Source organism: Sporosarcina jeotgali (assembly GCF_033304595.1).
In the GTDB taxonomy this organism is placed as follows: Bacteria; Bacillota; Bacilli; order Bacillales_A; family Planococcaceae; genus Sporosarcina; species Sporosarcina jeotgali.
This window is the reverse complement of record NZ_CP116341.1, coordinates 631549-657568: the sequence shown is the minus strand read 5'-3', so window position 1 is coordinate 657568 and position 26020 is coordinate 631549. Positions and strand designations below refer to the sequence as shown.

Annotated in this window: 20 protein-coding genes; 11 read left to right on the top strand and 9 right to left on the bottom strand. The window is 43.9% G+C overall.

Features of this window, described 5'->3' with window-relative positions; all coding sequences use genetic code 11:
- The first annotated feature begins 438 nt into the window (after window positions 1-438).
- The 3 genes from PGH26_RS03035 to PGH26_RS03025 all read left to right on the top strand — a co-directional run bounded on the left by PGH26_RS03035 (window position 439) and on the right by PGH26_RS03025 (window position 1862).
- Window positions 439-930, top strand: coding sequence for a VanZ family protein (locus PGH26_RS03035; RefSeq protein WP_323692557.1), 492 nt, complete (start codon window positions 439-441; stop codon window positions 928-930).
- Between the two features lie 69 nt (window positions 931-999).
- Window positions 1000-1224 (top strand): hypothetical protein, encoded by a 225-nt coding sequence (locus tag PGH26_RS03030; RefSeq protein ID WP_323692556.1) that lies wholly within the window; start codon window positions 1000-1002, stop codon window positions 1222-1224.
- 149 nt (window positions 1225-1373) lie between these two features.
- Window positions 1374-1862, top strand: coding sequence for a YflT domain-containing protein (locus tag PGH26_RS03025; RefSeq protein WP_323692555.1), 489 nt, complete (start codon window positions 1374-1376; stop codon window positions 1860-1862).
- 67 nt (window positions 1863-1929) lie between these two features.
- Here PGH26_RS03025 and PGH26_RS03020 read toward each other — a convergent pair whose 3' ends face one another.
- Together PGH26_RS03020 and PGH26_RS03015 are read right to left on the bottom strand one after the other, a co-directional pair.
- Window positions 1930-4455: an S-layer homology domain-containing protein gene (locus tag PGH26_RS03020; protein ID WP_323692554.1), complete on the bottom strand. Its 2526-nt coding sequence runs from the start codon at window positions 4453-4455 to the stop codon at window positions 1930-1932.
- A 309-nt stretch (window positions 4456-4764) separates the two neighbouring features.
- On the bottom strand, window positions 4765-6489 hold the full coding sequence (locus PGH26_RS03015) for a phospho-sugar mutase (RefSeq protein WP_323692553.1): 1725 nt from the start codon (window positions 6487-6489) through the stop codon (window positions 4765-4767).
- Between the two features lie 501 nt (window positions 6490-6990).
- Between PGH26_RS03015 and PGH26_RS03010 the strand changes: the two genes are divergently transcribed.
- Genes PGH26_RS03010 through PGH26_RS02995 form a run of 4 tightly spaced genes read left to right on the top strand, consistent with a single transcriptional unit; the run spans window position 6991 to window position 10341 of the window.
- On the top strand, window positions 6991-7923 hold the full coding sequence (locus PGH26_RS03010) for a glycosyltransferase family 2 protein (RefSeq protein WP_323692552.1): 933 nt from the start codon (window positions 6991-6993) through the stop codon (window positions 7921-7923).
- Between the two features lie 4 nt (window positions 7924-7927).
- A complete protein-coding gene (locus PGH26_RS03005; protein ID WP_323692551.1) occupies window positions 7928-9673 on the top strand; it encodes a DUF6020 family protein in 1746 nt (581 codons plus the stop codon).
- Window positions 9666-10010 (top strand): EamA/RhaT family transporter, encoded by a 345-nt coding sequence (locus PGH26_RS03000; protein ID WP_323692550.1) that lies wholly within the window; start codon window positions 9666-9668, stop codon window positions 10008-10010. Before PGH26_RS03005 ends, PGH26_RS03000 begins: the two co-directional genes overlap by 8 nt.
- Window positions 10000-10341, top strand: a complete 342-nt coding sequence (locus PGH26_RS02995; RefSeq protein WP_323692549.1) for an EamA family transporter — start codon at window positions 10000-10002, stop codon at window positions 10339-10341. The genes PGH26_RS03000 and PGH26_RS02995 overlap by 11 nt, the downstream gene beginning before the upstream one ends.
- Before the next feature lie 43 nt (window positions 10342-10384).
- Here the strand turns inward: PGH26_RS02995 and galU are convergent, their stop codons facing one another.
- Window positions 10385-11269 carry a UTP--glucose-1-phosphate uridylyltransferase GalU gene (galU, locus tag PGH26_RS02990; RefSeq protein ID WP_323692548.1) on the bottom strand — a complete coding sequence of 295 codons (885 nt, stop codon included), beginning with the start codon at window positions 11267-11269 and terminating at the stop codon, window positions 10385-10387.
- Between the two features lie 252 nt (window positions 11270-11521).
- On the opposite strand from galU, the gene PGH26_RS02985 reads away from it, so the two are divergent.
- The 3 genes from PGH26_RS02985 to PGH26_RS02975 all read left to right on the top strand — a co-directional run bounded on the left by PGH26_RS02985 (window position 11522) and on the right by PGH26_RS02975 (window position 16918).
- The gene (locus tag PGH26_RS02985; protein WP_323692547.1) at window positions 11522-12142 is read left to right on the top strand and encodes an S-layer homology domain-containing protein; all 621 of its coding nucleotides are present in this window, start codon (window positions 11522-11524) and stop codon (window positions 12140-12142) included.
- Between the two features lie 295 nt (window positions 12143-12437).
- The gene (locus PGH26_RS02980; RefSeq protein ID WP_323692546.1) at window positions 12438-14951 is read left to right on the top strand and encodes a phosphodiester glycosidase family protein; all 2514 of its coding nucleotides are present in this window, start codon (window positions 12438-12440) and stop codon (window positions 14949-14951) included.
- A 113-nt stretch (window positions 14952-15064) separates the two neighbouring features.
- Entirely contained in the window at window positions 15065-16918 is a 1854-nt protein-coding gene (locus PGH26_RS02975) for an LTA synthase family protein (RefSeq protein WP_323692545.1), read from the top strand.
- 318 nt (window positions 16919-17236) lie between these two features.
- Here the strand turns inward: PGH26_RS02975 and PGH26_RS02970 are convergent, their stop codons facing one another.
- From PGH26_RS02970 to PGH26_RS02950, 5 genes are all read right to left on the bottom strand, one after another.
- Window positions 17237-18304 carry an S-layer homology domain-containing protein gene (locus PGH26_RS02970; protein ID WP_323692544.1) on the bottom strand — a complete coding sequence of 356 codons (1068 nt, stop codon included), beginning with the start codon at window positions 18302-18304 and terminating at the stop codon, window positions 17237-17239.
- A gap of 93 nt (window positions 18305-18397) precedes the next feature.
- Window positions 18398-18691, bottom strand: a complete 294-nt coding sequence (locus PGH26_RS02965) for a hypothetical protein (RefSeq protein ID WP_323692543.1) — start codon at window positions 18689-18691, stop codon at window positions 18398-18400.
- A 171-nt stretch (window positions 18692-18862) separates the two neighbouring features.
- The gene (locus PGH26_RS02960; RefSeq protein ID WP_323692542.1) at window positions 18863-19942 is read right to left on the bottom strand and encodes an S-layer homology domain-containing protein; all 1080 of its coding nucleotides are present in this window, start codon (window positions 19940-19942) and stop codon (window positions 18863-18865) included.
- Window positions 19943-20176: 234 nt separating this feature from the next.
- Window positions 20177-22324: a hypothetical protein gene (locus PGH26_RS02955; protein ID WP_323692541.1), complete on the bottom strand. Its 2148-nt coding sequence runs from the start codon at window positions 22322-22324 to the stop codon at window positions 20177-20179.
- Window positions 22325-22352: 28 nt separating this feature from the next.
- Window positions 22353-23606 carry a hypothetical protein gene (locus PGH26_RS02950; protein ID WP_323692540.1) on the bottom strand — a complete coding sequence of 418 codons (1254 nt, stop codon included), beginning with the start codon at window positions 23604-23606 and terminating at the stop codon, window positions 22353-22355.
- A gap of 307 nt (window positions 23607-23913) precedes the next feature.
- Between PGH26_RS02950 and PGH26_RS02945 the strand changes: the two genes are divergently transcribed.
- A complete protein-coding gene (locus PGH26_RS02945) occupies window positions 23914-25320 on the top strand; it encodes a trypsin-like peptidase domain-containing protein (RefSeq protein ID WP_323692539.1) in 1407 nt (468 codons plus the stop codon).
- Between the two features lie 52 nt (window positions 25321-25372).
- On the opposite strand, the gene PGH26_RS02940 is transcribed toward PGH26_RS02945, so the two are convergent.
- Entirely contained in the window at window positions 25373-26014 is a 642-nt protein-coding gene (locus PGH26_RS02940; RefSeq protein ID WP_323692538.1) for a class D sortase, read from the bottom strand.
- Between the last annotated feature and the right edge of the window lie 6 nt (window positions 26015-26020).

The following is a 26020-nucleotide window of genomic DNA, read 5'->3' as shown; positions in this document are numbered from 1 at the left end:
GATTTTACACTTTCATTAGAGAAACAAAGTAGATGGTATAGGGTCTTAAAACTCTGATTAAACAAAATCACCAGCGCCGGGGACTGCTGAGGTCGCCGACGCGAAGAGACAAGGCGTATTTCCTTGGCTCTTTGCGAAAGGCATCCTCCAGCCCCAAGCGGTCGCCCGCCTCCTATCCTTTGAGCGGATTTCCCATGTGCTTGATCACTTTTCTTCTTCCTTGAGCGGATATACCACTTGCTTGAGCACCACTTTTACTACGAAAACACCAGCGCAGGGGACTGCTGAGGTCGCCGAAGCGAAGAGACAAGGCGTACTTCCTTGGCTCTTTGCAAAAGGCATCCTCCAGCCCCAAGCGGTCGCATACCACTCTCCCTATTTAGAGAGTGCCGCCACTTTGTCTCTGCATTATCCACCAGAATATGTTATACTCGCACCATGAAAAAACTCGTCGTGGTCATCTTACTCATGGGCATTATTGCAGGACTTTTCATTTCCTCCAGTCAGACATACGAACAGCAATCGATTGTGCCTGACTTGGAACGGCTTCTGCCCAATGAGCCGCTTGAAGGTCCTTTATCCAAACTTGAAATTCCGTATTGGGGGAAAATCATTTCAGTCGAAGAACGCGGCTACTACTACTTTCTAGAATTTCTCCTTCGAAAGAGTGCACACTTTTTCACGTTCGGCGCACTTGCAGCAGTACTATTTTGGCTATTGCCTAAAATTCGTTTTCGCTTTTTCATTGCGGCGTTTTTAACATTCCTCGCAGCTTCAGCCGATGAATTCCATCAATCATTGACTGGCGGACGTACAGCTACCTGGCTGGATGTACGACTGGACATGTCAGGAGCATTTGTATTTTTAATCATCATTCAACTTTTCGTATCACTTCGTTCCAAATCACGCAAACCGCGGACTATGGACTGAACGAAACGGGCAGTCTGCATCTATTGCGGCTGCCCGTTTTTATTTTTGAAATTGAAAGGATGAAGGACTATGAGAGAATTTAAAATCACTTATTTCTTTGATGAAGAGCATTACATTCGAAGATTTGTACACTTTGAAACTGCAGACGAAGTCATCGCGCTGCTTGCAAGCGAACGGGATCGTACCATTTCGTTTTGGGACAGCCGAGAGATCTATCATGAATTGAACACTGCGAATGTCCGTGTAATCCAGTTTTCCGAATATCACCGCGACAAGTTTTCTGAAGACCTTTAAACATACAGATTGGGATGTTTCTAGTAACTTGGTTTTCTAGTCTTTATACGAAGGTTCGGTCATTCTCATTGTTTCGGGTTAAAGGGATGGGGTATCTATAAACAAAGCCTTAGTAGTACAACACTTAATTCGAATGGAGGAAATTGAAAATGAATCGAGAATTTGCCGGCGTTTTTCAAAGTGAAAATGAGCTGTTGGATAAGATCCAGGAACTGCACAAAAATGGGATTGCTGAAGACAATATGTATGTGGTAACGAAGGATAAAGAAGATGTTTCGATTGTCCGCGGCAGAACAGATGCTGAGATACAAGACGTCGATGCGTCGTGGTGGGACCGATTCACAGCATTTCTATCCGACGAACAGCCTGCACGGAGAGCATTGACCGAGATGGATTTGACAGAAGACGAAACGGATCGTTATTTAGCGGCTGTTGAAAACGGGTCTTTCTTATTGTACGTAGATAAAGGTGATTTCTGGGATACTTCCAGTCACGATAAGGGAGATTTGACGTCCCCGGTTACTGAAAAGTTGGATTTAGGCGGGTATATCATTCCAGAGAATAACGATATCGTGCAGCAAGTGCGTCATGCTGAGGATCGGGATGCTAATGGAATGCCGATTCCGCCGAAGTATTGATTGTATTGAAAAAACCAGAGATTGAAAAAGGCTCTCCGCTTTTGCGGAGAGCCTTTTCGAATTCAACTTACTTTGTAATTGTAATGTTTGCTGGTACAGAAAGCATGTTTCCGCTTATGTCTTTAATGTCCATAGTATCGACTGGCTTTAATGTGATTCCCTTATTGATTTGTTCTGTCGTGAATGCAGAATCTTTTTTACCAAGTGTAATGACTGCTTGGTTAGCCTCTTCGCCAACAACTGCATTCACTTTCAATGGAGTTGCGAGTGATTTACCATCGATAAGAATTTCAAAATCAATTTCAGTTCCGCTTGTTACAGCTTCTGAGAATGTTAATGTAATCTCTTTTGTGTCAGTCAATTTAGCAGACTTGACTGTCGGAGCAATATTTTCATTCAAGTTAATCGTACCATTCCAAGCCGCCATCGTTTGTGTTGAGCCCAATGCTTTGACGTTTTGAATTGTCATTGCTCGCTCACCATTAAAGTCATTTGATCCTGGAGTCAAATGCAACACAGCTTGCTGAGTTTTATTTTTAGCAACCGGAAGTAATGTCACGTTATCGATTGAAGCCCCATTGATTGAATAGTTCGCTTTATTCACCGCAGTGGAACCTTCTACAGCTTGGTCGAATGTTACGATGACTTGGTTGTTATCTTCTTCATTCTTCAAAGCTGTTTTCACAGCCACAACTCGAGTGTTTACAGGTGTACCGTCAGCAACGCGAGTGAACTTTAACTCTCCTGTTTTTTCTTTCAAGGCAATATTCGCATCAGACTTAACGTCTTCCAATGAATATGTTAAGTCATATGCTGCACCTTCAAAATCTTTTCCATTAAGCAAGTCTTTCAATGCAACGCGCACTACCTTTTTGTTTCCTTCTTCTTTGTATGCCAATGATTTAGCATCCAATTGTCCGATAGAAGTAGTGATATAGTTTTTAACGTATTTACCTTGCACTGTAACCTGAGCAGTATCAATGTTTACGTCTTTATTGAATGTGAACTCTACGTATTGTTTTAAGTCGTTAGAATCTGCTACCACATTTGTAGATGTTACAGCAGGTGCTTCATTATCTTGAGAGAACGTTACAACTTTTGAATACTTTGTGCCCGTTTCGCCACTTAAGTCAGAATAGCTATCAACTACTACAGTTTGCGCTGTTGTAAGGTCACTTTCTGTTGTCACCACATATTCAAGTGGATTTTCTGGATTCACTTCAACTTTAGTTGCTTCTTTTCCACCAATTGTTACAGCGGGATTCCCAACCAATTCTTCAGAGAAAGTTACTGTAAATTGTTTTGCACTGATTTGTTCAATTGAATTCACTGTCGGTGCTTGCCCATCTTTTTTACCTTTTGTTAATGTAAGCTCTGTCGGGTTTGGAGAAATAAGGTTACCTGACATATCTTTCGCCGCAACCATTTGCACCTTCACAGATTTTCCGGCTTCAATGCTCGCAGGAAGCTTGAATAGCACTTCTGAATCGCCTTCATTAAATACAGTTTCAACATTATTAAGGGTCTTTCCATTTTCATCTTTGTATGTGATTGAGCCTAAAGTCTGCATTGGCTCTGAGAACTTCACAACGTATTGTGTAGAGTTCACTTTTTCAGTTGTAAGCACTTTTGGTGCAGTTGTATCTGCAGCAATTGTTACAACTTTAGAGAACTTCTCAATCACTTTGTCGTCTTTAGTCATTAATTGATTGATAACTACTGTATAATCGCCCTTAACAACATTTCCAGTTGTAACTGTTAACGTTTTACCGTCTTCAGAAAGCATTCCTGAAACTGCACCAGTTTTTTCAGCGCTACCTACTGGAGACATTGTGAATACGTCTTTTTTAAACTCGCCCATCTTACCATTTGCAAACAATGTAGCAGAATTAACAGCTTCAGTGAATTTCACTTGTACTTGTGTACCGCTGATAGCTTCAACGCTGTCTACTTTGTATTCAGGTTCTGGAGCTGGTGTCGCGTCGAGAGTCTCTAATCTGTGTAAGAAGATTGCTAGCTCACCGCGTGTAATAGATAGTGCTGTTCCGAAGCTAGAGTCCGTCTTACCAGTAGTGATTTTGTTGTCGACAAGTGCTGCTACTGCGTCTTTGTAACGTGTACCCACGTCGCCAAATTTCACGTTTGCTGTGTCGCCTTCAATCTCGTAAGCTTTTGAAAGCATGATTGCAGCTTCACCGCGTGTAATTGATAGATCAGAACCGAATGATGCAGCTGTTTTACCATTGATGATGCCTTTTGCTTTTAATGCACTTACATATTTAGTTGCACGCGCTGGTACATCACCGAAAGTTGAAGCAGGTGCATTCGTGATTTCATCTTCAGTTAGTGTTGCTTTAGCGATGAGTACTGCAACGTCTACACGTTTAATATTTGATTGTGTACCGAATTTAGTTTCAGTAAGACCTTGCGTAATATTGTTTTCTACTAAGTAGTTTACAGCGTCTGCATAACGATCGCCGACATCCGTAAATTTCATTTCTTGTGCAGATGCTGCTGGTACTACTGCAGTTGCAACAAGTGTAGCTGTAGCTGCCGTAGCAACAAATTTAGAGTAATTATTAGACTTTTTCATTAATAAATCTTCCTCTCAAACTGAAAATTAGAATCTATTCATAGAAAGCAGAATAGATTTCTATTGTAAGACAATACCCGTCACAATGGTAGTGGTAAACATTACGTTTGTAAATAAAATATTCCAGAAACATTACTTTTTTCACAAAATTGTTTCGTAGATTAATATACACTACTCTCTTTAAAATAGAAACCAATTTGCATAGTTTCATGGTCTGGAAGTGTAGATCCACTTCCAAGAAGGCCTGAAGAAGATATTCCCTTTCCCAACAATAAAAAGGATTACGCTTGTCACGCAATCCCTTTTCATTTAGGTTAACGACTCTGCCAATGACATGATGGACTTTTCGAGCGCATCACATTTGTTGACGGCATCCATTCCGCTGTCTCCGCGAACGCCAATATAGAATTTACATTTCGGTTCTGTTCCTGAAGGACGGACGCAGCACCATGATTCGTCCTCTAATCGGAACTTCAAAACGTTGGATTTTGGAAGGGCTGTTTTTAAATTCGTTCCATCAATAGAATGAATCGTACCTGTTTCGTAGTCCTCTATTGTTTTCACTTTCATGCCTGCCAGTTCAGTTGGGGGGTTCTTTCTAAAGGAAGCCATCAGGTTATCAATCTTTTCTGCTCCCTCTTTCCCCGGAATCGTGATGGATTGAAGTGATTCCCTGTAATAACCGACTTTCTTGTAAAGCTTTTGCAGTTCTGCGTGCAGTGAACTTCCTTGACTCTTGTAATACGCAGCCGCCTCTGCAGTGAGAACCGCAGCTTGAACCGCATCTTTATCTCTCACAAAGTCTCCGATTAAATACCCGTAACTTTCTTCATACCCGAACAAGAACTCATATTCATTCGTATTGCTGTACTCTTCAATCTTCTCAGCAATGTATTTGAACCCGGTTAGCGTATCAACCGTTTCAACTCCATACTCGCTTGCGATTGCGCGTCCCATTTCTGACGTGACAATCGTTTTCAGCAAGACTCCATTCTGAGGCAGCGTTCCTGCCTGCTTTCGTTGTTCCAGCAAATAATTCAGCAGCAGCGCCCCTAGCTGGTTACCTGTTAACAGATCATACCCGCTCGTTGGCAACGCAATTGCTGCCCCTAAACGATCTGCATCCGGATCCGTTGCGAGCAGTAAATCTGCATCTAGTTTTGCGCCAAGCTGGATTGCAAGACGGAAAGTCTCTTCTTCTTCAGGATTCGGATAAGGAACTGTTGGAAACTCAGGGTCAGGCTGTTCTTGTTCAGGAACGACAGATACACCTTCGTAGCCAAAGTTTCTCAGCGCCTGCTGAACAGGTGTATTCCCTGTTCCATGAATTGGTGTATAGACGATTTTAACGTCATCTCGCGGAAACTCGCCGAGCCGAAGTGATTTTATTTGATTCTGATACAAATCATCCATTCCCGATGTTAGTACCGTTAGCAATCCATTCTCCAGGATTACTGATTCCTCATGAGCCTGGATTGAAAAGATATCATCGATTCTTTCCATATGATGCACGATGGAAGACACTTTCTCGGGAGGCAGCTGTCCGCCATCTTCCCCGTACACTTTGAACCCATTATATTCTTTTGGATTATGACTCGCCGTAATCACCACTCCGCTGAACGCATCCAATTCACGAACTGCAAACGACAATTCAGGTGTAGGTCGAGGTTCGCTGAACACAAACGAACGAATATTGTGTGCACCCAGAACACTTGCCGTCTCCATTGCGAACTCCTTTGATTGATAGCGTGTATCATAGGCAATCGCTACGCCGCGCTGCTTCGCTCCAGATCCGTGGTCCTCGATCATCCTTGCTAATCCCTCAGCCACTCTGCGAATCGTATACTGATTCATCCGATTCGTTCCAGCACCAAGAAGACCTCGCATTCCGCCAGTTCCAAATTCCAGCCACCGATAAAACCGTTCAGCCACCTCTTTCTCCTCCCCCGCAACCGCTTCCAATTCATTCCGAAGCGCTTCCGGCAGGGACTCGTGTGTCAACCACTTATTATATCGATCCATCTCTTCCGTCATTTTCTCTTCCCCCACATCTACCCATTCTCAATACCTATTTCAATAGCCAAAGTATACAAGGTTCTATTCCGAAATTCAAAACATTGGAAGCTGCTAGCCTTCACTTGATATCAAACTGATGAGGGTTTTATCTTAGCTCTTTTTTAGAAGACTACTCTTAATCCATGACAGCACCACTGACTTAATCTCTTATGGCAAGTACTGCCCTTCTATTTATTCAATGTGTACATACCGCTACTAGCCCTTTACAGAACTACTATCCTAACGCCTGGACAACACTGTTGATTGGGGCGCAGGGCGGCGACTCCGGCGGAATTAGCGAAGATTGAAGACCCTGGACTGAGCAAAGCGAAGGAAGCGGCTGAGATCGAGCCCGCGGAAAGCGTCCGCCCGAAGCGCAAATCAACATCGTCTTCCCATTGCGCAACCACCTAAACTGTATAATCCGCACCGTTCATGGTAAAATGCACTCTAAGCTTACTCACAAAAAGGAGATACTCTATGGAAATCGCAATACTTGTACCCTGCTATAACGAAGAACAGACCATTGGCAGCGTCATCGATGACTTTAAGCGCGAACTGCCCAATGCAAAGATTTATGTATTTGACAACAACTCTTCCGACAGAACCTCAGAAGTGGCACGTGCACACGGCGCCATCGTTCGATTTGAACCGCGCCAAGGTAAAGGTAACGTTGTCCGTTCCATGTTCCGTGACATTGAAGCCGATTATTACGTTATGGTCGACGGTGATGATACATACCCTGCAGAATTCGTGCACGATATTTTAGCACCCGTTCAAAAAGGTGAAGCTAACCTGGTGATTGGAGATCGTTTGTCAAACGGGACTTATTTTAATGAAAACAAACGTCAATTCCACGGATTTGGCAACAATCTAGTCAAGGGCCTCATTAATAAACTATATAAAAGTAATATTACAGACATCATGACCGGGTACCGGGGATTCGATCGGTTATTCGTAAAATCGATGCCTGTTACAAGTCCGGGTTTTGAAATTGAGACAGAAATGTCCATTCACGCACTCGATAACCGTTTCCTCATTAAAGAAGTGAAGATTGACTATCGGGATCGTCCTGAAGGCAGTGAATCGAAATTGAACACAATTTCAGACGGTGCAAAAGTGCTGCGCATGATCTTTACATTATTCAAGGACTACAAACCGATGCTGTTCTTTTCTGTTTGGGCAGCACTGTTCCTTGTGCTCGGTCTTGCCGTTGGAACACCGGTCATCGTTGAATATGTCCAATCGAGCTTCATCACAAAAGTACCTTCAGCTATTCTAGCGGTCGGCTTCGTCCTGCTCTCCATGCTGTCCTTGGCTTGCGGCCTCATTTTGGATACGGTTGCCGGGACGCATCGTAAAAACTATGAGCTGCAATTGAATCGTATAAGCGATCGTTCAGAGAGAGGGTGATCCAATGCCGAAGAATCTTCTTCGCTGGGTGATCATTTCTGCTCTTGGACTTTATTTTAGCGGATCGCTGCTATTCTTTTTCATGCCGATCCGTAATGCTGCCATTTGGATTATCTTGCTCCTTGCGGTCGTCCTAGTGGCATTTATCTATTATGCTCTGAGGTTTTGGCCGATGCTGCGTGAATTGCCGAGAGGAAAACAAATCAGTTATGCCATTTTCGGCACGCTCTTCCCGCTTTTCATCGCTGCCAGTATCCGCGGAGAACAGCCTTACTTAACGGATAATCATATTATCGTGATCTTAGCAGTTTGGCTCGGTGTCATCTTAGCTGTACTGGCAATTATTACTGCAGTGGTCTATTGGTGTTTGTCTGTCACATTGAAACCTTTTGAGACTCGCGTTTCCCGCTGGAAGATTGCCTTGTATGCACTTCCTTCCATAGTGGTTTCAACATACTTCTTAGTTGCGTTCTATCCGGGAGCCATGACGCTTGATTCGCTTGCCCAATGGGATCAGGCACTGACACATGAGTACACTGACTGGCATCCAGTCGTCCATACTATGCTGTTAAGTGTTTTGCTGTCAATTTGGGAATCCCCCGCCATGATTGCGATTTTTCAAATCGTATTGATAAGCGCTGGAACAGGAATTGCTGGATGGTCTCTTGACCAGGCAAGAATTCCCAAGCCTTTCATTTGGATTGCACTTATTCTGTTTGCGCTTAGTCCTGTTCATGCCATTTCATCCATCACACTTTGGAAAGATGTCGCATACAGTGCAGCTTTGCTTTTGTTCACGCTGCTGATGTACATGATTGTCCGGTCTGGCGGGCGTGTTCTCATGCGCTGGCCGTTCATTGCCGGGTTTGCGGTAACGGGTTTCATGGTGATGTTTTTCCGACATAATGGATTCCCGGTATTCCTGATCGTCACAGCGTTTGTCCTTATCATGTATCGCCCATATTGGATGAAGTTATTCCCGGTTGCCGCAGCAATGGTTTTCATCTACCAAATTGTCGTCAATCCTGTTTATACTGCACTTGACGTACAACCTTCAGATCCGCAGGAAATGCTTGCTTTACCGACGCAGCAAATTGCAGCGATCGTAACGGAAGACGGAGACATGACGGAGAAACAGCGTGATTATGTAAATCGGATTTTTCCGATTGAAAAGTGGCATGAGAAATATAATCCATATAGTGTCGACTCCATTAAGTTCTCGTGGGGGGACTATGATCGCTTTACGATCTATGACGACTGGGGAAGATATGCACGGACTTATTTACATCTCGTGAAACAAAATCCGGATATTGCTGCAAGTGCGTTATTCAAACAAACGTCGCTCATCTGGCAAATCAATGAACCGGAAGATGGGTATACGAGTAAGTACACGACTCACATTTCCCGGAACAACGAGTTCGGCCTTGTGAATCCTGTGTTGAATGAAGACCGCAAAATGAATGCCTTCAATTACTTGAAAAATGCAGATGAATCGATTCCTTTCTTGTGGCGTCCTGCATTTTACACAGCACTTGCCCTACTGTTCACGTACATTGCCTATTTGCGGAACGGATGGCGCGCTTGGTTATTACTGCTGCCAGTCGCGCTCAATACCGGAGCCGTGTTCGTCGGTATTCCCGCACAAGACTTCCGGTATCTATTGGCGAATTCAATGATTATGCTGCCTATGGTCCTTATCAGTTTCGTGAAATTCGAACCGCAGGCGACGGAGGTGCTGGACGATGAGTGAAACACGCTCGACATCTCCAATTGGCATTATTCTAATGGTTGCCGCTGCCTTCAGCACGGCGACCGGACAATTTTTCTGGAAACTCGCAGCTGGCGGCGGATTGTTTGACTGGCATTTGTGGATCGGATTCGTTTTCTATGGGATGGGTGCCGTACTCATGACAGTCGCTTTCCGATTTGGACGGCTTTCCGTGCTGCACCCGCTGCTGACAATCGGATATGTCATTGCACTCGTATACGGTGTCAGCTTTTTGAATGAACCCATCAGTGTCACTCTCGTAATTGGAACCGTATTAATCCTGGCGGGCGTCTGGTTGATAGGGGGTGATGAGCATTAACTTACTGCTCATCCTAATGCTGCTCGTCATGACTTGGTGCGGGGCTTTCGGCGGATACTTTCTGAAGCTCGCGTCTGATACTGATTTTAAAAAAGAGTTGCCTGTACTTGTGAAATGGCTGATTATCGGATTATTGAGCTACGGATCAGGAGCGATACTGAACATTATCGTTCTCCGCTATATGCCATACACGATAGTTTTCTCCCTCACATCGATTACGTACATTTGGACATTCGTACTCTCTTATTTCCTATTAGGAGAGCCAATTACGAAGCGTAAATTGTTCGGGGTAGGATTGATTATTATCGGTGCGGTTTGTCTTGTCATTTGAAAAAGCATCGGCTGAAGAGATTTCCTCTTCACGCCGATGCTTTTTAATTTACTTTTGATTTGTACGTTGCAAGTAATCGTTCCATCATTTCAAGCACATCATCTTTTAAATCATCACGCTCGAGCGCAAATGTCATCGTAGTCTCGATGAATCCCAACTTTTCACCGACGTCGAAACGTCGTCCTTCAAACGCATAGCCGTACACATCCTGTGTGGCATTTAGTTTTTCAATCGCATCCGTCAGCTGGATCTCCCCGCCTTTACCGACTTCCTTCTGATCCAAAATCTTAAAGATTTCTGGCGTCAGCACATATCTGCCGACAATCGCGAAATCGGACGGCGCTTCTTCCTGACTGGGCTTTTCAACGAAGTTCCGGACTTTCATAAGTGCGGAGTCTGTCGTAATCGGGTCAATGACTCCATATCGATGAATGTCTTCGTGCGGCACTTCTTGGACACCAATAACACTCGAGCCCGTCGCTTCATACTGTTCGATTAATTGCTTCAGTGCCGGCTTATCATTGCGGATGATATCGTCTCCCAGCAAGACACCGAAAGGCTCATCGCCGATAAAATTTCGAGCACACCAAATGGCATGTCCCAATCCAAGTGGTTCTTTTTGACGAATATAGTGAATATCTACCGCTGCTGATTCTTTCACTTTTTCCAGCAGGTCATATTTTTCTTTTTGCATGAGGTTTTCTTCTAATTCAAGCGCATTGTCAAAATGATCTTCAATTGCACGCTTCCCTTTTCCTGTCACAATTATGATATCTTCAATCCCTGATGCAATCGCCTCTTCTACGATATATTGAATTGTCGGCATATCCACAATGGGCAGCATTTCTTTTGGCATCGCTTTCGTTGCCGGCAAGAACCTTGTGCCTAATCCAGCTGCTGGTATGATCACTTTTTTTACTGTCTTCATGGAAACCTCCTGAACGCTCATTTGTATAGCTGAAGTATAGCATAGAACGGAAAAGTTCATGTTTACAGACTGCTCAAATACTATTTTCAACATTTCTCTTTACCTGTAACTTTTGCCTTTCTACTGTTTGAATACCCCAAATTGGACGTATCGAAAAGTCAGGAATTCATCCTTTGTGCCATTCGTCCCTTTGCACCCAACTGGAAAACATTGTAGACTTGAACAAAGCACGTACCTAAGGAGGCTCTTAACTTGAAGAAAAGAATCACAACTGCACTCGCTGCTGGTGTATTAGCATTTACAATGTCCGCATCCACATCTCTCGCTGCATTTTCAGACGTCAGTCCCCGTTATGAAAAGGAAGTCAATTACCTAATTACAAACAATTATGCACAAGGGATCACGAGTACAACATTCGGAACAACTAATTCCATTAAACGTATTGACGCTGCTGTGATGGTAGCACGCGCTCTAGGTTTTTCTGAATCGAGCAACTTGCCTGATGCTGGATTTACAGATGTCCCTAAAAGCAGAGCATGGGCGGTTAATGCATTAGCTTCGCGTGATGTTATTTCCGGGAAAACTGCAACCCAATTTGGAGCAGCAGATACGATGACACGAAACGAAATGGCCAAAGTCATCGCTGCCGCTTATGGATTGGCCTCATCAAACGAGACAATTCCATTCACAGATGTCAATTCGCGTTTCGCACCATTCGTAGGCGCTCTTGTTCAAAACGGCATTACATCAGGAAAGTCTGCTACTAAGTTTGGAGCTGTGGACCCAATTACTCGCGGTGAATTTGCAATCTTTGTTTATAAGGCAGAAGGGTTATCCAAGATTGAACCTCCAGAAGTAGAAGAAGTTTCTTGACGTTTTGTAAAAAATAAGTCCGAAGACACCCTTGCAAAGGTTCTAAAAAAAGTGAACGAATGTGTTTGTGTTATCTTGAAAGTGTGGTAAGATAATACGTGTAGGTAAACCCTGTTTTATAGAATATAGCAAGAATTGTTGAGGCCGAAAAAGAAGCCTGGAGACCCCCTGTGTCTCCAGGCTTCTTTTTGCCTATTTTTCTCTATTCTTGTAATCATTAGATTGTTAGTCCTATATCCTTCCCTTATTTTTTTCCTTATACTGGTCTTATCATAAGAGTTAAGGGAGTTTTTTCATGAATTTGAAACGCACACTGCTTTCTGGCGTTGCCGCTGTTGCCCTGTTCAGTACCACATTGCTGCAAGCAGAAGCTGCAAATGTATCACATGGTGTCTATCATGCCAAGCAATCCATTATTGTTAATGGAAATCCTCAAACGCTCAATCAGCTGAATATTAATCTGACGAAGCCTTATACAACTGTCGATGTCGGCATTAACACACCGTTCAACAAACTGGCAACCGTCAATTCGCTTGCGACCGCACATACACAAATTAATCACCATGTTGTCGGTGCGATTAATGCTTCTCTTTTCCATTTCAAAAATGGATATCCGAGTTATTTATTGACAAAAGACGGTCAAATCCAGCATATCGGTGCAGTTTCCACCAATTATAATGATTTCATGCATACCCCTGCTGCTTTCGGTATGACTGCAGACAATAAAGGAAAGATCGGTACATATACGCTCTCCCCTACGATTGAACATAATGGAAAGTCTGTTACGATGACTTCGTTGAATCGAGAGCGTAAAGATAACGAAAGCATCCTTTTCACTTCCAGCTGGCCATACGAGACCACTCGTACAAATGCAACAGGACTTGAAGTGGTCGTTTCAACTCCGAAATCTGCTGAAGGAGGCTTTGCCCTCGGTGAAAAAGTGACTGGAACTGTAACAGCTATCCGCCCATTCGGACAAGCGACACCCGCGACGGTCCCCGCGAATAGTAAAGGCTTTGTCCTTTCTGCACATGGACCAGAAGTTGATAAAATCAGAAACATGAAAAAAGGCGATACCGTTTCGATTTCCTACAACGTCGATCCAGAATGGCGTGACTCGAAATTCATGCTTGCATCTGGTCCCTTGCTCGTCCAGAACGGAAAAGTCGATATGACAATCGATCCGAATAGCGGGAAAGCAACTCAGCGCACAGCACGTACTGCTGTTGCAACGGATAAAACCGGCCAGCAAGTTTACTTTGTCACTGCAGATTCGGGCTATAAAGGTCATAGTGCAGGCATGACCATGAAAGAATTCGCTCAATACTTAGTTTCAATCGGTGCATACAACGCGTTGAACTTGGATGGCGGCGGTTCAACGACTATGGTTACCCGTAAACCCGGGAACGTCTACCCGACTCTTGCGAACCGTCCTTCAGGCTCGACTGACAGGTCCGTCAGCGCAATTCTTGAAGCAGTCAGCACTGCACCTTATGACAAAGCAGCAACGATTTCAGCAAGCCAAGCTCAAGAAGGACAAGTAGGCATTGGTGCTTCTGTTGGTTTTAAAGTCGATTCTGCACTCGATCAATACTTGAATGTAAGAACCATCAATCAAGCTAATGTAGAACTTCTTGGAGTCTCCAGCGGCATCGGGAAGATTGAAAACAATAAGTTCGTCGGGGTAAAAGCTGGATCCGGCACGGTAACAGTCGGGTATGAAAATGCGAAAGTTAACGTCCCTGTTACTGTAACAGACACAATTGATGACATCGTCTTCACGCCATCTGTGATAACACTTGGCACAGGTGAATCCATTAAATTGAATGTATCGGGAACATCTAAAAACAGTAAAGTAATTTTCAATCCAGATGCAATCGATGTAACTGCCTCTGCTGGCATCGGAACACTGGATAACAAAACGTTTACTGCTGCAGCAAAAGAAGGAACCGGAACACTGACAGCAACTTATGGCCGTACCACGAAGAGAGTGCCAGTTACAGTTACCGACAAACCGATTCGTCTTGAATCATTTGAGTCCACATCAGGTATGAATGCTTCAGGCATACGTGCTGCTGCTTCTCTCACTTCTGAAAAGAAGATTCAAGCACGCGAGGGAAATGCTTCTGCCCGTTTGAATTATGATTATACGGCTAACAAAGACGGCGTTTCTGCAGCCTACTTGAACTGGACCGGCGGACTCCCGTTAGCGTCCAGCCCGAAAGAACTCGGCGTCTGGGTATATGGTGATGGAAATGCTCATTGGCTGCGCGGTTCATTACGAGATGCAAATGGCAAGGAAGTTGTCGTGGACTTTACGAAGGAAAACGGACAGGATTGGACCGGATGGAAGTACGTCACAGCAACTATCCCTTCCTCTGCCCCAGCTCCATTAACGTTAGATAAAATCTACGTTGCAGAACAATCATCGGCGAAAAAAGACAAAGGATTCCTACTCTTTGATCAGCTGCAAGTCCGATATTCTAACAAATCCCATCAAGAGCGCGCTTTCCAGCCTTCTACATCAGCACGAACTGAAAATAAGGATAAGACATTCACCGTCAAGTTCACACAAGCAATGGATGAGAGATTCTTTACGAATCAGTATGTTTATGTAGAAAATGAATTCGGAGAGCGTCAACCCGTTACTGTTTCCAAAACAGCTGATGCTCGTAAAGTCAGCGTAAAAGCACCGGCTTCCGGGTATACAGCTGGCAAAAACTATCGTCTCGTTGTCACTCACTTCGCAAAAAATGCGCAAGGTGTATCGATGGTCAAAGACAGTGTAACTGAATTTAAAGTTCGATGAATGTCACCCTGCAGTGTGAAACTGCAGGGTTTTTTATTGCTGAAAGTTGTGATGGAGACCAATATGTTACAATAGAGGAATGAAAATCTGCTACTCGAGAAGAGGTGTCCTTCGTGAAATTTAAATTTGATGTAAAGTCTTTTATCGCTATGCTATTTGCGATGATTTGGTTCCTCCTCCTCATCATAGGCGTGGAATCCTTCCTGCTTGGTACATTTGAACAAGCGTTGACATGGAGTCAAGAGCGGACAACAACCTACTTGTTGAATGTCCTCATCGTATTTGCTTTATTCTTGATTCTAATGGGCGTGATCAATCGTTTTGTCGTCAGTTTCATAGTGACGAATGTCATCGCGATATTGCTTGCCGTATTTAGTTATTTCAAATTCAGCTTCCTTGGCGAGAACTTATTTCCATGGGATCTATTGCTGGCTAATAATGTCTTTAACTTATTGCCGAATATTTATAAAGAAGCGAATGTCGGAGCAGCGCTTGCTGGGATCATTGTTGTTCTTGCCATCCTCATTGGACTGTTTGTCTATATGCTGAGGAAACGTCCCAAGCCCATTATGCGTTTGCCTTGGTGGGTTCGCGTCCTATTTGTGGGGCTCGGTGCTACTTATATGTGCGCGTTCATCTTCTATCGAACATTTCCAAATATGGAGGAAGCGCTTAAAAAAGCAGAGATTACGAACATTACGTTTAACCAGGAACGGAATTATCAGCAAAATGGTTTTTATGGAGCGTTCATGCTTAATATGCAAAGTGCGATCGTGCTGGCACCCAATGGCTATAGTAAATCAGCGATTGAAGATATCGTAAAGAAACTGGAAAAAGAGGCTTCAGAAGAGACAACTGCCTCTGATGAAAAACCAAATATCATTTTTGTGATGAACGAATCATTCTGGGACCCGACGCTGTTGGAGAAAATCCAATTTGCCCCTGATCCAATGCCGTTCATCCGAGAAAATCAGACAGGCTGGCTGCTGTCCCCTACCTTTGGCGGCGGAACGAGTAATGTTGAATTTGAAGTGCTGACCGGTTTTTCCAACAACTTCTTGCCAGTAGGATCTGTCCCCTATCAGCAATACGTTAAAGAAAAACAGCCAGCTGCGATGCCGAATTATTTGAAAGGGCTTGGATATGAAACGCTTGCAATCCACCCGTATGCAAAATGGTTCTGGAATCGAGAGAATGTGTATAAGCATTTTGGATTCAACGAATTCCTGGACGATGCTTCATTTAAAGATCCCATTTACAAAGGGCCGTTCATTTCAGACGAACAAGTGACGAAGACGATTATTGAGCGGACAGATGCGTCTGATGATCCAATGTTCATTTATGCCGTAACGATGCAGAATCACACCGGCTATGCGGAAGATAAATACGAAAACTTTGACGTACAGACAACCGTGCCGGAAGGGATCGATGACGTTTATAACGTATTGCTGCGCTCGTATACACAAGGTGTTTATGATGCGGATAAAGCATTGGAACAATTAATTGCGCATTATAAAGAGTCCGATGAACCGACAGTAATTGCTTTCTTCGGAGATCATTTACCAGCGATTGGACAAGATTATCGATTGTATAAAATTGCCGACTTTGTTCCTCGCGGGCTAGGTGAAAGTCAGTGGGATTTAGGTGATTTCGAGAAGACGCGTTCCACTCCTTTAATGATGTGGAATAACTTCGATGCCCCAATTCCGGACATCGACCATTTGAGCCCGAACCAGCTTGGACCCGCAGTCTTTACGATGGCTGGGATCCGTAAGCCTGCATACTATGAATTGCTTGAGCAGTTCGGTGCAGAGATGCCAGGGTTCACACGCGATGTGAAGATTGACGCGGATGGCAAACTGTCCCGCGAGACGCCCGCTACTGTGAAGACGCTGAGCAAAGAGTATCAGTTGCTGCAGTATGATTTGTTGTTTGGGAAACAGTATGGAAAAGATGCTGTGCAGTGATTTTTGACTGCACAAAGCCGCCACTCCTGGGGTAAGGGGTGGCGGCTTTGTGTGTTTATGAGCTTTTTCCATGGGTTATGATCACTTCTGCAAGTTTATGAGCGCTTTCCACGGGTTATGATCACTTCTGCATGGTTATGAGCGCTTTCCATGGGTTATGATCACTTCTGCAAGTTTATGAGCGCTTTCCACGGGTTATGATCACTTCTGCATGTTTATGAGCGCTTTCCATGGGTTATGATCACTTCCGCATGTTTATGATCGCTTTCCAAGGTTTTATCCGGACTACAAGAACTTAAGTGCACTCTACAAATCAACTCACTTAATTCCTTTCAGGACAGACACAGTATCCCCGTTTTTATCAATCACTTTAACAAGGCCAACGCCTTTTACATAATAGTTTTTGTACCCAGTTGACGTGGTCACTTCCACTGCATTCGCGAATGTTTTGTAAGGTGTTGCCACTGTCTTATGCACAGCTGTGTACGTACTCTTTTCCTGATAGTAGCTCCATGACTTGCCCGTTTCAATTGGATAAAGCAATTCGGTATAGTAGTCGGATTGAAGAAGCCCAGTTGCAAAGCCTTGATAACTTTCATCCTCAATGAAGTACTGGCTCTCTCCTGTTTTCACGTCCTTTTCCTGCCAAACGAACCCCAGCTTACTGCCAGAGATTTGAAGCGTACTGTTCACATAAGTTAGAAGTCGGTCACCTGCGGCTCCTCCATATGTGTACTGCTTCGTTTTGTCATGAGCAAACGTGTCAGCAATTGCGGAACGCTGCTTGAATTCTGCAGAAAGGCCTCGCGCTAAGAAAGCGGAAAATTGTTCCCGTGATACGTTCCCCGTTGGCTTGAATGTTCCATCCGGGTATCCCGCAGTAATCGAAGCTGCTGAAATCTTTCGGATGGCAATGGCTGCGCGCATATTCTGACCGACATCGCTAAACAAAAACTGTGACGTGAATTGCAAGTCGAATGTACGATCTACGATTGCCGCCATATCTCCACGTGAAATAAGCGCATCCGGCTTAAAGGAACCATCCGGATATCCGTTAATTATGCTTTCTTTTGCAGCAGAGGCAATGTATCCACTTGCAGATAAATTCTTACCTACGTCTTTGAACTGAGTTGCACGTTTTGTTCCATCTAAATTTAACAGGCGGCCGATAAAGATCGCTGCTTCTGCACGTGTAACTTCTTTCTTCGGAGCAAACGTGCCATCTGGATACCCCGAGATGATAGATTTGGATACAAGATATTGAATTTCAGCATGAAACCGGTTCGATTTCGGAACGTCCGGGAAACTGACAGCGGCCGCGGCAGGTTGTGCTGCTAGCAAAATTGATACTAGTAGAATTGTGACGATTGGAAATAGACGTTTCATGGACTCACTCCTCTTTATTATGAATAAAACTAGTATACCAAAACTCTACTTTTTAATATGGAAAAAGCGCCAGCTCCAGGCTGACGCTTTTCTTTACTTCATAGATTTCAATTCGCGTACTACTTTTCCTGCCTGGTCGATTGTCATAACGCTGCCTACACCTTTTACATAGTAGACCTTGTAACCCGTCTCAGAAGTCGTTTCCACCGCATTCGTGAATGTCTTGTAAGGCGTTTTCACAGTCTTAGATAAATTTGTAATTTTAGCTGTCCCTTCACCCGTACCGTTAAACCAAGGAACGCCTGCCTTAAGTGGAAACTTCAAGTCAGTATAGTATTCTGAAAAAGGATAGCCTGTTATCAATTCATCCGATGTTTCCTCCTGCAATGAATAATCCACTTCACCTGTTTTCAGATTTGTTCCTTTCCAAGCAAACCCTTTGTGCTGCAGCTGCAGCCGGCTGGACTGCTAAGACAAGTGACAGGGTTCCTGCTGCTAAAAATGTTGTAAGTCTTTTCATTCTCATTCCTCCCTATATTGGACAAATGAATAAAACGTTTATTGAATCGACTTCAATTCTGTAATTGTCTTTCCTGATTTTGCGATTACTTTGACTTCACCGATTCCTTTTACAAAGTAATGTTTCATTCCATCATTATCTGTTACTTCGACTGCATTCGTAAACGTTTTATAAGGTGTTTTTACTGACTTGCTAATCCCTGTGATTGTCTTCCGTTCCTGCATATCTAACTCAGGCTGCCATTTCGAGTTCACTTTTACAGGATACATTAGTTCCCATATACCATTTGAGAAAGGATAAGCCAGCAATAACCCTTCATCAGATTCGTCTTGAGCTAAATAGGTTATTTTCCCCGTGCCCGTATTTTTAAATTCCCAAAGGAAGCCTGTAAACGAAGTTTCAGCAAACTTTGTAGACACTTTTTTATAAGTTACTTCAAGATCTCCATCAGATTGCCCGTATACATATTTTTTAGTTAGATCGTATGCATAACCATCTTTCTTTTGCGTACGCTGTTTGAATTCCGGACTTAGTCCGCGCGCTACAAAAGCAGCGAATTGTTCACGTGTTACCAGACCATTCGGGCGGAAGGTACTATCAGGATAACCTGTTGTAATGTAATTTCCGGCCATGTGATTGATCGCTTCCGATGCTTTCATATTATATCCAACATCCTTGAAATCTCTTTTACCTCCAAGTTGCAAATCAAATCCGCGCGATAGAATGATCGCCATATCTCCACGGGAGATTGGCTTGTTTGGTTGGAATGTTCCATCCGGATATCCTCCGATAATCCCTTTTTCCGTTGCTGCAGCGATATAACCGCTTGCCCCATTACTTTTCGGTACGTCTTTAAATTTCGTATTGCGCTTTGTTCCATCCAGCTTTAACGTACGTCCAATCATAATTGCAGCTTCTCCGCGTGTTACATTGCGCTTAGGCTGGAAATTACCATTTGAATAGCCACTAATAATTTGTTGACCCACTAGATAGTTTATTTCATCGTGAAATCTGTTGGATTTTGGAACATCCGGGAAACTTGCGGCTGCAGCTGCTGGTTGACCTGCTAGAACAAGTGTAAGTGCAAGCGCCGTAATCATTGTTGAAATACGTTTCATTTCATTTCTCCTCGATATATTATTTGGTAAATTCAGTGTACCATTTCATTTCCATACGTTCTATTATTTTCAGTTATTTCCTATTTTCCGCCTACAATATTAATAGCTATATATGTCATTTGGCACACTAAAGCGCCATCCATTCCGCGTCCGGATTGGATGGCGCCTTGTCAGTCTATGCATCAAAACTCTGCAATGATTACTAGATTCTGATCAGGAATCCAGCAAGTAATTTTATTGGATGGACCATTTGCGTATAAATGCTCCAGACAGCAATGTGAGAACACCAATCAACAACATGCTGAATCCATCGAGCAGACCGCCTGTTTGCGGCAGTTTCGACATCATGGAATTAGAAGAGTCTCCAACCCCATTGAATCCGAACCCGGATTGAGCAATTGTAGGATTCTCGGACATTCCCGTGTCATCTTTTGAATCCATTCCGTTATACATTCCATCGTTCATGCTAGTATCAGATGAGTTTCCAGGAATTGAAGTCACACCATCATCTTCCGTATTTTTTTTCCCGTCATCCGAATCCAGCATCGAATCATCTCCATCTTGCGTGCCTTCAGGCATATTCGGTGTGTTTTCGCTTCCACCGTCAGGAGTTGCAGTACCATCTTCAGCTTCTCCGCCTCCTTCTTCAGGTTCAGTGGTTTCACCTTCAGGAGTCGTTGTGCTGTCATCGGCTTCATCTGTTCCTTCATCGGGGTTTCCATTTCCGCCATCGGGATTGTTCGGTTCAGCGGGAACTATGGGAATGATTGGAATAATTGTATCCTCATCAGGCGTAGTGCCTGAATCTCCATCACCCGGTTCAGGAGTTGGTTCTTCCGTATCTTCTCCAGGTAATTCGGCCGCAGCAGTAACGAAAGATTCACGTGTTAGCAAGTCAAGATCGATAGCTCCAAGCAAAGGCAAATCGATTGTAATCATTCCGATACCTTGTTTTTGATAAGTGCCATCTTCTGTCGTTCGCTCTTTATTCGCAAGCAGATTGACAGCCGTATTTCCAAGTAATTTGTCTAATAGGGTTAACTGCAGCAGACCGTTTGAACGACTCGTTTCTTCTTCTGTGTGACGAATATGCTCATCGAGTACACCAAGGTGAAGTCCGCCAAGTCCTAATAGATCAGTGACGACACCGTCGATTAGCCCTCCGTCTTTTTTGAACGAACCGTCTTCAGTCACCGCTACGTGCTCATCCAATACTCCGACATACGTATTTTCCAGCACACCGCCGAGCGCTTCTCCGACAGTTGCGTCCACTGCGCCTCCGTCTTTATTGAACGAACCGTCTTCAGTCATCGCTACGTGCTCATCCAATACTCCGACATGCGTATTTTCCAGCACACCGCCGAGCGCTTCTCCGACAGTTGCGTCCACTGCGCCTCCGTCTTTATTGAACGAACCGTCTTCAGTCACCGCTACGTGCTCGTCCAATACTCCGACATGCGTATTTTCCAACACGCCGCCGAGCGCTTCTCCCACAGTTGCGTCCACTGCGCCTCCGTCTTTATTGAACGAACCGTCTTCAGTCACCGCAACATGTTCATCCAATACTCCGACATGCGTATTTTCCAACACACCTCCGAGTGCTTCTCCGACAGTTGCGTCCACTGCGCCTCCGTCTTTATTGAATGAACCGTCTTTCGTTTCCTTCACGTGGTTATCTACCACACCCACATGCGTGTCTTCTAGAATTGGAGCGTCATCGACAGTTACTTCTACTAACGATTGATCCAGTTGAGCAGATCCATCTTCATCTGTTTCTGCTTGGTTTTCAATAACCCCGACATGTGTATCTCCAAGTAGTTCAGATTCTTTGAGATCCGCTTGGACCGCCCCGTTGTCAACTGTCGTTACGCCGTCTTTTTGACTGACGTCTTTTGAGACAATATTAGCAGTCGTTTCGCCAACTGCAGGTAACTCTTCCGCTTCAACAGTTACGAGTGCAGTACTTGACTCACTGCTCGTTTTATCCTGGCTGTTTTTCTTCGCTGCAACATCTGCTTGCACCGAATCCGTTAGCGCGGTGTCCACTTTTACAGTGGCAACAGTACGCTTTTCCGAACTCGTTTCTTCGTTTTGCGTTTTCGTAACAGGAGCAACATCAACTTGCACATTGTCCAAAATCCCATCATTTACTTGGACCTTCGCCAATGAGTTTTCTTCTGTCCCGGTTTGATTTGGCAACTCAACAGACACGTCACCCACAATCGGAAAATCCTCCAATTGAATATTGAGTAATGACTTTTCCTCTTTCTGTTGACCTGTATGTTGTTCTCCTTCATCCGCAAAACCAGCAGCAGGCATTGATACGATTACAGCACCAGCCAAAGCCGTCATTCCAACGTATTTCATCCAATTCGTTTTCATATTAATCTCTCTCCTTTTTTATCGTTTTTTAAATCACGTATAAAAAAGGAGTGGATTGGGGTGGTTGTCCTGGTGGTGCATGGCTCCATTGAAGAGTTCCTATAATGTCTTCTAAATACCATTTCTGGCGAGTAATCTCCGCTTTCATCAACCAATCATCTGAGATGACTGCACCTACTCCACTTATTCCTGAAGAAATCGATGGTGCAGGTACACTAATTGAAGATGATCCGGTTATCAGTTGAACATTGGATATCCAAGAACTTTTGCCAGATGGTTTCAGTGGATACGCATCGTTTGAACTGGTCTTCCTCGTTTCGCTCTTATTTGAAGACACCTTTTGCTGCTTGCCTTCTTGCAGCGCTTTCCGCTCCACCGTAAACTTCTCTTCAATCGGTTTTACGCCTTGTGTTGAATAAGTATTGACTTGTGTAATCTCTGCGCTTACTGCCGGGTCTTTCGAGATAGCAGAATCGCTTTTGACATTGTTTTTAGCGGGAGATTTGGTCTCGTTATCCGCTTCTGGCTTCTGCTCTGGCAGTTTTTCTTGTGACGGCCGGGTCCCACCTGGTATTTCAGATTGGTTTTCCTCTGCTGCAGGAAATTGTTCCTGACGCGGCTTTTCAGTCACGATCGGGCGACTCGGCTGTTCCATTTGTCCTCCTGAAGAGTCACTGGATAAATCCTGATTAGGCTTTTCACCGACTGCAGGTAGTGTATTTGTCGCCGGTTGCTTTTGAAGAGGCTTCGAAACTGTTTCTGCCACAGTTCCTGCCGTTTCATCGACCGTTTTCTTCACTTGCGCCGTTGCTTTATCGACAGTTTCTGCTGTTTTATCAACAACAGGTGTCACGACAGGCACTTTCGGAAGCGGTTTCGTCACTTTTACAGTTTCGTTAGTAACAGTTTGCACGGTTTTGGTCGTCTGCTCCACAACCGGAACTGTCTTTTCAACAGTTTCCCCGACAAAATTCGTCGTATTTTCAACGATCGTTTTCACCGGTTTCTGCTTTGGATCCACAACTGTGTTGACGGTCCCAGTCGTTAACTCCACTGTACGTTCGACAGTATCGCCTGTGAATTTAACCGTTTCATCTACAAGCTCCCCTGTAGATTTCACTGTTTTATCCACAGTGTTTTTCACTTGATTTAATAACCCTCCAACAAGACCCCTCTTTGGTTTGTCCTCAGGCTGATCCTGCGGCGTTTCATTTGCATAGCCAACACTTGGCATTACCATCAGAAAAAGACTAGTACATAAGACTACTATGAAGTTGCGCACGTATTCACCTCCCTCGTCTTCAGCGTAAAGGATTTTAAATAGTTAGAATCCCGTTACTCTCGCTCATACCCAGCTGTATATCTGTTAAACCTATCATTTCCATTACATTTCCATGAATACATGTCCCTATACTGTTACACACAATTAAAATAATTTTGTGCTAGTCAGATTTTTCTTCATACATTTTTTTATCTCCCAATTTAAGCATAAAAAAATTAAGCAGATACTCAAACTATATAGTTCATTCAAACTAAACCTATGATACTATATAATTAACAATTATTTCATATGACAGGAGGAATGATTTATGTTTTGTCCACATTGCGGAACGCAAAATGATGAAGGTTCGAAGTTCTGTTCGAATTGCGGGAAGCCACTTAAAACAAAGAAACAAAACAGTTGGATGTTACCCGTTGCTCTTAGTTCCATGATTGTCTTGCTCGGCTCAATCGCAGGGATTGGTTATGTTGCAGATTGGAATTATGGAAAGCTGCTGCATCTGTCAGATGATGCCTCACCTGCACCTATTAAAGAAGTAATTGTCGAAAAAGAGAAACCATTGAAGCCAATCTCTTCGCAACAAATTAAGACAAAGACTGTAAAACCTGATAAAGAAAAGACAGAGGTCATCAAAGAATCTCTGCCGCGTGTATTTACGATATTCACACGCGACGGGCTCGGCTCGGGCTTCCTATACAAGAAAGGCGGACTTATTGTAACGAACGCTCACGTCGTAGCGGGATTCACCGATGTCGTCGTCCGGAACTCCGATGGGAAAGATGCAGCTGGAAAAGTCATTGGCATTTCGGATCGATATGATGTCGCGTTAATACGTGCGGATGCATTCAGCAACTTGCCTCCACTTGGTATGGAAAGCAAAGAAACACCAATTGGTACTGAAGTGATTGCCCTTGGGAGCCCGCAAGGATTTGAAAACTCTGCTTCAGTCGGTTATTTGACTGGTTTGAACAGGGATATGGAACTGGGATTCGTCTATGAAAAGATTTATCAAATCGATGCACAGATTGATAAAGGGAGCAGCGGCGGCCCATTACTTGATGCGAAGACAGGCAAAGTTATTGGCATCAATTCGTTGCTGTACAAAGAAAATAACTTGTTCGGCTTCTCCATCCCGATGCATAGCGTGATAAGTCTCGTAGACCGTTGGGCATCTTCTCCAATGAGTGAAATTGCCATAGCCTCATTGTTTGGTGTGTATGATACTTATACAGCTAGTCACGACTATGATAGTGACATCGCTTACGATGATGAATACACGGAATTCTATGAAGTCGAGGAGGAAGATGAAGTTGTTCCCGATGACTTATATGATGAGGACTCGTCCTATGAAGGTGGATTTTATGAAGAGAACTTAAGAGATTTCATGACTTCATTCCGGGAAGAATATGAAATGTCCATACAAGCGGGCGATTCTACTTTTCTTATGAGTTATTTGCTGCCCGGTGCACCAACTACTAGGGAGTTCCAGACATTTATACAGGAAGTGGCTTCGGATGGAAGGATCTATCAGTTTTTCTCAACAGATATAACAGATATTACTATCCAAGCAAACCAAGCACTTGTTACATTGGACCTTTCCTATTCGGTTTCAGATAGCGCCGGTGAAGAGAATTACATTGAAAAGTCAAAGACGTATACCATTGTTATGGATGCGGAAGGGTACTACCAGATCAGCAACGTAATTGATAACTAATCAAACCAAAAAGCAGGCGGGCAATCCGTCTGCTTTTTGATTTGACTTTATCTCAATTATCCACACGTTTCGCCATGACGATTAACCGATGTTTATTACTGTTCTGTGGATAACAGGTGACGAGAGATAGTTTTGAAATTCCCGGTTCTTCCGCAATCGCCTCTACTTCTTCAGGAAAGACGATGCGGGTTTCATACACTTCATAGGTTTGTGTTTCATTCACTGTTTCCAAATCGAATCGACTGCCTGTTTTGAGTTCATCCAAACGATTAAAAAACTGTCCGAATACGTGCGACTGGTGACCGGCGATGGCATAACTTCCGTCTTGCACACCCGGCTCATAGTTACTTGGTATCGCACCAAATCCGCTGTCTAAAATACTGGGTGTTGCGCCATAGGACACCGGGGCGTGAATGTCGATTTGCGGAATGGAAAGTACACCCACCAGCTCTCCCACGTCCTTCTCACGTACTTTATCAGAAGCTGCCCCTTCCTCAGTCTGCATTTGAGTTTCCTTATCTTTTGGTTCAATTGGTTTTTCTTCAGTTTCTGCCTGAGCTTTCAGGTTGGCAAATGCATCTAACTGCTGATCCCGCACATTTTCCGTACGCTTTGTTCCGACAAATTGCCAGACTAGAAGACAGACTCCTATAAGGAGCAAAACATTGCCGATCCACCGTCCTGTCTTTTTCATTTTCTC

Coding starts and splice junctions, on each gene's coding strand:
- galU (WP_323692548.1), bottom strand. CDS start 11,269: ATGAAGACAGTAAAAAAAGTGATCATACCAGCAGCTGGATTAGGCACA.
- PGH26_RS03000 (WP_323692550.1), top strand. CDS start 9,666: ATGAGTGAAACACGCTCGACATCTCCAATTGGCATTATTCTAATGGTT.
- PGH26_RS02970 (WP_323692544.1), bottom strand. CDS start 18,304: ATGAAACGTCTATTTCCAATCGTCACAATTCTACTAGTATCAATTTTG.
- PGH26_RS03015 (WP_323692553.1), bottom strand. CDS start 6,489: ATGACGGAAGAGATGGATCGATATAATAAGTGGTTGACACACGAGTCC.
- PGH26_RS03025 (WP_323692555.1), top strand. CDS start 1,374: ATGAATCGAGAATTTGCCGGCGTTTTTCAAAGTGAAAATGAGCTGTTG.
- PGH26_RS03010 (WP_323692552.1), top strand. CDS start 6,991: ATGGAAATCGCAATACTTGTACCCTGCTATAACGAAGAACAGACCATT.
- PGH26_RS02995 (WP_323692549.1), top strand. CDS start 10,000: ATGAGCATTAACTTACTGCTCATCCTAATGCTGCTCGTCATGACTTGG.
- PGH26_RS03030 (WP_323692556.1), top strand. CDS start 1,000: ATGAGAGAATTTAAAATCACTTATTTCTTTGATGAAGAGCATTACATT.
- PGH26_RS03020 (WP_323692554.1), bottom strand. CDS start 4,455: ATGAAAAAGTCTAATAATTACTCTAAATTTGTTGCTACGGCAGCTACA.
- PGH26_RS02945 (WP_323692539.1), top strand. CDS start 23,914: ATGTTTTGTCCACATTGCGGAACGCAAAATGATGAAGGTTCGAAGTTC.
- PGH26_RS03005 (WP_323692551.1), top strand. CDS start 7,928: ATGCCGAAGAATCTTCTTCGCTGGGTGATCATTTCTGCTCTTGGACTT.
- PGH26_RS02960 (WP_323692542.1), bottom strand. CDS start 19,942: ATGAAACGTATTTCAACAATGATTACGGCGCTTGCACTTACACTTGTT.
- PGH26_RS02940 (WP_323692538.1), bottom strand. CDS start 26,014: ATGAAAAAGACAGGACGGTGGATCGGCAATGTTTTGCTCCTTATAGGA.
- PGH26_RS03035 (WP_323692557.1), top strand. CDS start 439: ATGAAAAAACTCGTCGTGGTCATCTTACTCATGGGCATTATTGCAGGA.
- PGH26_RS02955 (WP_323692541.1), bottom strand. CDS start 22,324: ATGAAAACGAATTGGATGAAATACGTTGGAATGACGGCTTTGGCTGGT.
- PGH26_RS02980 (WP_323692546.1), top strand. CDS start 12,438: ATGAATTTGAAACGCACACTGCTTTCTGGCGTTGCCGCTGTTGCCCTG.